Origin of the sequence: Stenotrophomonas sp. GD04024, from assembly GCF_029837545.1 — a bacterium.
Taxonomy (GTDB): domain Bacteria; phylum Pseudomonadota; class Gammaproteobacteria; order Xanthomonadales; family Xanthomonadaceae; genus Stenotrophomonas; species Stenotrophomonas forensis.
Genome location: NZ_JAOEDV010000138.1, coordinates 1 through 5397, shown reverse-complemented (window position 1 = coordinate 5397; position 5397 = coordinate 1). Strand labels below are relative to the sequence as shown.

4 protein-coding genes and 1 pseudogene are annotated in these 5397 nt (G+C 64.9%); all 5 read left to right on the top strand.

All coding sequences use genetic code 11. The annotated features are described in order from the left end of the window. The first annotated feature begins 58 nt into the window (after positions 1-58). Positions 59-3406: a phage tail tape measure protein gene (locus N7590_RS21780; protein ID WP_279935893.1), complete on the top strand. Its 3348-nt coding sequence runs from the start codon at positions 59-61 to the stop codon at positions 3404-3406. 63 nt (positions 3407-3469) lie between these two features. Beyond that, positions 3470-3826 carry a hypothetical protein gene (locus N7590_RS21775; RefSeq protein ID WP_164085918.1) on the top strand — a complete coding sequence of 119 codons (357 nt, stop codon included), beginning with the start codon at positions 3470-3472 and terminating at the stop codon, positions 3824-3826. Next, entirely contained in the window at positions 3823-4284 is a 462-nt protein-coding gene (locus N7590_RS21770; RefSeq protein ID WP_279935891.1) for a DUF1833 family protein, read from the top strand. Before N7590_RS21775 ends, N7590_RS21770 begins: the two co-directional genes overlap by 4 nt. Further along, positions 4284-4679, top strand: coding sequence for a peptidoglycan endopeptidase (locus N7590_RS21765; RefSeq protein ID WP_279935890.1), 396 nt, complete (start codon positions 4284-4286; stop codon positions 4677-4679). The genes N7590_RS21770 and N7590_RS21765 overlap by 1 nt, the downstream gene beginning before the upstream one ends. Next, positions 4679-5397 (top strand): annotated as a pseudogene (locus N7590_RS21760) (phage tail protein); the annotation flags it as partial. The gene N7590_RS21765 and the pseudogene N7590_RS21760, both read left to right, overlap by 1 nt.

Here is a 5397-nt window from a genome sequence, read left to right as displayed (position 1 = left end):
AATCATCTTGTTTCAACCCGTAGCCCGCCCTTGGCGGGCTTTTCTTTTGGGGATACCAATGGCCTCCACTGCCGCGACAATCGATGTTCAGCTGCGGGCAAATACCGCTGCCTACCGTGCGGGCATGGTCGACGCCGCCAGGGTGGCAAATCAGAATCTTGGCCAGATCCGCAAGGAGGCCGCGCAGACCGCCACGTCTATCGCCAACCTCAACCGGGCGGCGGTGGCCTTCGTGGGCTTCCAGTCGATCCGCGCGGGCATCGGCTCGCTGGTGGAGGCCCGGAAGGAGTTCGAGGCGATGCAGAACGCCCTGCGCGGTGCCACCGGCTCGACGGCGGTCGCCCAAGACGCCTATGCGTTCGTCGCGGCGACGGCTAAGGACCTCGGCCTCGACCTCAAGACGGCTGCTGACGGGTTCACTCAGCTGACCGCCTCGGCCACGCCTAACGGCGTCGCCATGTCCACCCAGCGGGAGCTTTTCATCGGCCTGTCACGCTCGGCGACCGCCATGCACCTGTCCACTGACCAGGTGTCGCGTGCGATCACCGCGCTTTCGCAGTCGTTCGGCAAGGGCAAATTCCAGGCCGAGGAGTTGCGGCAGCAGTTGGGTGAAGCGCTACCAGGCGTCGTCCCGCGCTTCCAGCAGGCAGTGCTCAAGATGATCGAGGGCACCGACCTGGCCGGCAAATCGTTTGACCAGCTGCTGCAGGGGGGCCTGCTGGACGCCAAAAAGTTCACCCCGGCCATGATCCAGGCACTCAACGAAATGTCCACCGGCTGGCAGGACGCTTCGAAGTCGATCCAGGCCGAGGCGAACCGTGTCGGGAACGCCTGGCGGGACATGAAGAACGAGCTGGGCGAGGGGGCATTCTCAGAGACAGTAGCGGCGGGCCTCCGCGGAACCACGGCGGTGCTCGAGAACATGAACACCATTCTCCCGGTGGCCATTGGCCTGCTGGGATCGTTTACGGCGGTGAAGCTGGGCGGCCAAGCTGCCGAATGGGTCCGAGGCCTCAAAGCAACCCGGCAGGCGATGCTGGAGCAAGCGATGGCGGCCGAAACCGCAGCCGCTGCCCAGGTGAGAAAGGCTCGCGCCGACCTCGTTTCTGCCGAGATGGAGGTTCGAAGGGCAGCGGCCTACGGCGGGAGCATCGCCGCCGATGCAAACCGCGCCATCGCAGCCAGGCAGCTCAAGGTAGCGCTGGATGGGCTCACGGTGGCTCAACAAGGCGTCGCAGCGACGGCCAGTAGCATGGGGCTGGCTGCCAAGAGCGCGCTCAGCTTCTTCGGGGGACCGCTCGGCCTGGCCTTCATGGTTGGCACCACGGCGGCCAGCTGGCTGGCTTTCAGGGACAACACGAACCACGCCGAGCGCGCGCTGGTCGAGTTCAATGGCACTGCTGCCGATGCGATCAACAAGTTTCGAGAGCTGAACCGCCAGCAGCAGGCCGGCGAGATCCTGCGACTGCAGAAGGAGATGAAGTCGAACTATGACGGCATCGCCGATGCTATCCAGACGATGAATGCCGCGGCCACCAACTTCGCCACGGCTGACAAGGCTTCATCCTTCATCGGATCCACGACCGCGTTGCGGCAGCAGCTGCAGGCCGGCAAGATCACCGCCGATGAATTCTCGGCAAGCCTGGAGCAGTCATGGAAGGCCATGATTGCCGGTTCCCCGGCTGCCAAACAGGTGTCCGGAGACCTGACCCAGCAGACTGCCACTGCTGCGAGCCTGGCAGTCGAGTACCAGCGCCAGGGCGGGCTGCTGGACCAGTTTACGGGCAAACAGGCGACCGGTGCCGCTGCTGCCCGCGACCATGCCAATGCCCTTACCGGCATGGGCAATGCCGCCAGCACCGCAAGCCAGAAAATCCGCGAAGCGATCTCCACGCTGCCCGGCCAGATTGAGCGCATCGGCAAGAGCGCGCGCGAGGTGGCCACTCTGGATGTGCGCGATTGGATGCGTGCCGAGGCCAAGAGCGGCGTGGATTTCAGCAACCGAGCCGACCCGGACGTGCAGGAGAAGATCCGTACCGGCGCCGAGTACATCCGCCTGTCGATGAAGAAGGCAGAAGCGGAGAAGGCGTGGAAGGAGGAGCAGAAGGCCAGCACCGCGGCGACGCGCGCCGGCACTGCCGCTGACAAGGCGCAGGAAAACCAATACGCCTCGATCATGGATCGGATCAAGCGGCAGATCGCTCTGGATAAGGAGCAGATGGGCCTGACCGACGACATGACGGTGGCGCAGAAGCTGCAGGTCGTCATCACCAATGAAATGGCCTCCGCCAAGAGCAAGCTGAGCGAGGAGGAGCAGAAGCGCGTCAAGGCGCTGCTTGACGAGGCGGTTGCTCAGGGTAAGGCTCTGGCGGCGCAGGAATCGGCGAAGAAGGCGGCCAAGGACGTGCTTGCCCTGCAGAAGGAACTGGGCGAGGCCGCCGCCACCCAGCGCCAGGGCAACGCCATCGACCTGGCCGGCATCGGCACGGGCAGCGAGCAGATGGAGCGGATGCGCCGCCAGCTGCAGCTCAAGGAGGACTACGACCGCCGCCTGTCCGCCCTCAACGACCGCAACGCCGTCGCCAACAACGGCAATGGCTACACCAGCAAGCAATACGCGCGACAGCTGGCCGAGCTGGACAAGTACCACAAGGAGGCATTGCAGCGGGAGGCGCAGTACCAGGCGGATCGTCAGAGTTCGATCACCAATTGGTCGTTGGGTGCCTACCGTGCCTTCGAGGACTATCGTTCCCAGGCGGCCAATGCAGCAGAGCTGGGCAATCAGGCGTTCACCAACGCATTCCAGGGAATGGAGGATGCGCTGGTCACCTTCGCCATGACCGGCAAGCTGAGTTTCAGCCAGCTGGCCAACTCGATCATTGCGGACCTGGCTCGTATCGCAGCCAAGCAAGCCACATCAGCGCTGTTCAGCGCCGGATTCAACGCGTTTGCCGGGCCGGTGGGGGCGGTGCAGCGGGAGCGGATCCAGATCCCCGGGTTCGACGGTGGTGGCTTCACCGGTTACGGCGGGCGACTGGAGCCGGCCGGACTCGTCCACAAGGGCGAGGGCGTGCTCAACCAGGACGACATGCGGGCACTGGGGGGCCCATCGGCATTCCACGCTCTACGCGCGGCGCTGAGGCGAGGTTACGACGCCGGCGGTATCGGTGGGCAGGTTCCCGCACGCGTCGCGCTCAGCGGCCGGCAGGGTGGCCAAGGCGGACCGTTCGTTGAGATCCACAACTACAGCGGAAGCAAGGTTCGACAGCGCGAGGAATCGCAGACGCTGCCGGATGGATCGGAGATCAGGAAGCTGATCGTCCAGATTGGCAACGAGGAGCTCGATGGTGGTTCGTGGGGCAGGGTCGGCCAAGCCCGTTATGGGTGGCAGGACGTATTGGGCTGAGTGGGCCGGCGTGGGATTTCCGCGTCGGCCTTTATGAGATTGATTGTTCGAAGCGAGGAGTACATGGAGACCTTCCCCAGCTATGCCGAGATCCGCTTTGCGGACTACGGTGAGGAGTTCGACCCCGCGGTCGAGCGCACCGAGATGGAACGCGGCGTGCCGCGGCAGCGCCTGCTGAACACCCACGTCATGCAGACCATCGAGGCGTCGGTGCAGTTCCGCTCGGCGCAGGCGGTGGCCGACTTCGAGGCCTGGTACTTCGACAACCTCAAGCGAATCGGCTGGTTCAACATTGAGCACCCCCGCACGGGCCAGATCATTCGTGCCCGCTTTCAAGGGGGCAAGATCGGCAAGCTGCAGCCGCTCAACACGCTGTTTCGATTCGCCAAACGCGACCTGGTGCTGGAGTACCTGCGATGAGTACGTTCACCGAGCGCCGGCAGCGCACTGACGACACCACGGGCATTCTGCTGCTACTGGAGCTGAGCGCCCCGTCGTTCGTGGAGGTGCTGCGCATCGTCAACGACACGGGCGACTGGGTGAGCCAGGGCAACGTGTATACGGGATGCCCGTTCGGCTTCAAGCTGCCTGACGACGTGGGCGGGCAGGCGCCGCGGGCGCAGCTGGTGCTGGACAACGTGGGCCGTTCGATCACTGAGGACCTGGAGCGGCTGCAGCCCGGGGAGCTGGTTACCGCGCGGCTGATGATCACCGACCGGGCTGACCCTAACGTGATCGAGGCCAGCTACGACCTGCCGATGACGCAAGTCGTGGTGAACACCCGCACGGCCTCGGCGCAGCTGGGTGTGGACTTCCTGATGCGCCAGCAGGCGGTCACGCTGCGCGCCAACCCCTTCACTCTGCCGGGGATCTTCTGATGCGCCTGGCCGAGGTGGAGAAGTTCGTGGGCATTCCCTACGACGAAGACGGCTTCGACTGCGCCGACCTGGTGGTGCTGGTACAGCTGCAGCTGTTCGAGCGGGCGATCACGCTGCCGGGGCGCCGCCCACGCGGGCTGCAGGGCGCGGCTGAGCTGGGGGCATTGTCGCGGCCCTATGCCCACCGCCGAGACGGACCACCTGAAGACGGCGACCTCGTCCTGATGATCGATCAGGGACACCGAAACCCCGGCCATGCCGGGGTTTTCTTTTTCCTGGCCCATGAGGGCTGGGTTCTTCACAGCAACGAGCGCAACGGCTGCAGCGTGCTGCACCGCGTGCGCGATCTGCCCGACTTCGGGCTGCGAATCGAGGGTTACTACGCATGGGCCTGATGCACACGCCTACCGATGCCGGCCGTCTGATCATCACCCCGCATCCGGTGATGCTGGACGGACAGCGCAACCTGCAGGCCGACCTGCGCCCGGGTGAGAGCCTGTATGCCTTCCTTGAGCGCCATGTGGAAGGTCTGGACGGGCAGGCGTGGCTCGTAACTATCGGTGGCCGGTCGGTTGAGCGGCATCTGTGGAGCAACGTTTACCCGAAGCATGGCCAGGTGATCGAGATCCGGGGCGTGGTCGGTAAGAGCGCGATCCGGCTGGTGGCCCAGGTCGCACTGGCTTACTTCACGTTGGGCGGTGCAGCCATTGCAGGTTTCAGCATCGGCACCTCCACGGTGTTGGGTACGACGCTTGCGCGCGCGGCTGTCTACGCTGCCGGCAGCCTGCTGATCAACAAGGTTCTCGGTCCCAAGCTGCCCAGCGCTGCCGCCTCGGCTCCGGCCGACACACTCTTCTCCATTTCGGCGCCCCGCAATCGGATGCGTGCCTATGAGCCGCTGTCGTTCGTGCTCGGTACGGTGCGCATCGCGCCGGACGTGGCCAGCAAGCCGTACATGAACTATGAGGGTGACGAGCAGTACCTGTCGCTTGTGCTGACGCCGGGGCTCAACGTGGCCCGCGTGGACGAGCTGTACAACGGCGATGCCCTGCTGAGCAGCTATGAGGGGGTTCAGGTCTGGCACAGCGGCTTCCCCGGCATGCCGGATGAGGA

What these genes read in the sequence shown, in the direction of transcription:
- N7590_RS21775 (WP_164085918.1), top strand. Translation starts at nt 3,470, where the DNA reads ATGGAGACCTTCCCCAGCTATGCCGAGATCCGCTTTGCGGACTACGGT.
- N7590_RS21780 (WP_279935893.1), top strand. Translation starts at nt 59, where the DNA reads ATGGCCTCCACTGCCGCGACAATCGATGTTCAGCTGCGGGCAAATACC.
- N7590_RS21765 (WP_279935890.1), top strand. Translation starts at nt 4,284, where the DNA reads ATGCGCCTGGCCGAGGTGGAGAAGTTCGTGGGCATTCCCTACGACGAA.
- N7590_RS21770 (WP_279935891.1), top strand. Translation starts at nt 3,823, where the DNA reads ATGAGTACGTTCACCGAGCGCCGGCAGCGCACTGACGACACCACGGGC.